The sequence below is a fragment of the Clostridium yunnanense genome (assembly GCF_016595795.1).
Taxonomy (GTDB): Bacteria; Bacillota; Clostridia; order Clostridiales; family Clostridiaceae; genus Clostridium_AR; species Clostridium_AR yunnanense.
This window is the reverse complement of the sequence record NZ_JAENHN010000052.1, coordinates 1-1,661: the sequence shown is the minus strand read 5'-3', so window position 1 is coordinate 1,661 and position 1,661 is coordinate 1. Positions and strand designations below refer to the sequence as shown.

Below are 1,661 nucleotides of genomic sequence, written 5' to 3'. Positions count from 1 at the left end.
CAATGTCATTAAGTTAATATTTTGCCACAGCAAAATTAAAGTCAATTGAAAGTGTATATGCTTTCAATTGACTTTTTTCTTTTCTTTGCCATATTTTTTTACATGCAAATAAAACAGAGCCGTATCTCTGCAAAAAAGTTTTATATAAACGTAAATTTATGCTACTCTATATATGAAGCTAACTGCCGATTTGGGTTTGACTTTGCGAGGGTCTTTTCTACCATTTCGTACAGGTAATATATTTCTTTTGATTAGTGCTTCAACATTAGGCGGTGACACTACATTGCTACATCTGAAATATTGTATACAAATCGCTATGGCCATAGTGAAATTAACCTGATAGCTGTATTTTCTGTTTTTCTGTTGTACAACTACATGTGTTGTTATTATTTCACAAAAGTTATACATGGTGAGTCTTGCAAATATCTCTTGTATTATGTAGTCCGCCTTTTTAGAATGAAAACTTGTTAACCCAATAGCATACTTTAATTCTCTAAATGATGTTTCAATGCCCCAACGCATATGGTATATTTCTTTAATCTTCTCTATTGAAAAATCTTCTTTACTAAGATTGGTAATAATAACTTCGTAGGTATCCTTTGATATTGGGAATCGAACAACTCTAAAGTTCACTAGATAAGTTGCTTTATCGCCAACAGGAAGATAATCAAACCTTTGATTAGCAGGCATAAACTTATATCTTTCAGGATTTGCCTTTACATCATTAGTCTGGCGTCTAGTCAGTAAAATACTATGTTCTATATCAAATATTTCCTTACCAGGTGTAGATATTCCTGAGACTATTCCATTACTATGTATATCTTTAACTCTTATAACATAGTTCCAATTCTTCTTTACGATATGTTCAAAGACATTGTAGCTTTCGTATCCACGGTCGGCTATTATTATAGTTTTATCATTAATATTAGAACGATCCACCATGTCAATTAATGCTTGAAATTCATTTTCTTCTCTACCAGATTGAATAATTGCATCCATATATGTTCTACTACATAAATCGTACATAGCATTTAAGTGTAGAAGGTTAAATCCTTTTACATTTTCAGTAGCTTGAAAATAATTTTTCTCATCTTTAGGGTTATGTGCAATACATAAATCAGAACCATCAACTGCTAACATTCTATAACCATCATAATACTTAGGGTTTACTGCTAATGATGTAAACTTACTAAAAAGGTAGTTAAGTGCTTCCGGGAGAATCTTTTTGCGCTGCTGAACGAACGCGGAGCAAGTGGCTGATTCAGTATCATACGAAAAATATTTCAAAAGTTCAATATTTAGGCTATTGCCTCCAATAGAAAGCAAAATATTTATCATTTCTTTGAAATTCAATTTTCGATTTCTTATGAAATCTTTCTCGGGGTCGTTAACAAATAACCATGTGTATTCCTGCATTTCCTTTAACACCGTATCTAGTTTATTCTTTATAAAATCTGCATATTCGTTCATGAGCGAACCTCCAAAAAAACATTATATTTAAGGGGCTTCGCCACATTTTTCTAACTATTTGTCAAGCTTTATCTAATATTTTGATAAAAATTATTATACGTAAATTGTTATACAAAAAAAGAACAGGTATGTATTTGTAAACATACTCTGTTCCATAATTATAATATTTATTTCTTAACTTAATGACATTG

The 1,661-nt window shown here is 30.9% G+C and carries 1 protein-coding gene; it reads right to left on the bottom strand.

Annotated features, from left to right (window positions below; genetic code table 11):
* Nucleotides 1-156: 156 nt before the first annotated feature.
* Nucleotides 157-1,470 (bottom strand): IS4 family transposase, encoded by a 1,314-nt coding sequence (locus JHL18_RS19580; RefSeq protein ID WP_200272367.1) that lies wholly within the window; start codon nt 1,468-1,470, stop codon nt 157-159.
* Between the last annotated feature and the right edge of the window lie 191 nt (nt 1,471-1,661).

Coding starts and splice junctions, on each gene's coding strand:
- JHL18_RS19580 (WP_200272367.1), bottom strand. CDS start 1,470: ATGAACGAATATGCAGATTTTATAAAGAATAAACTAGATACGGTGTTA.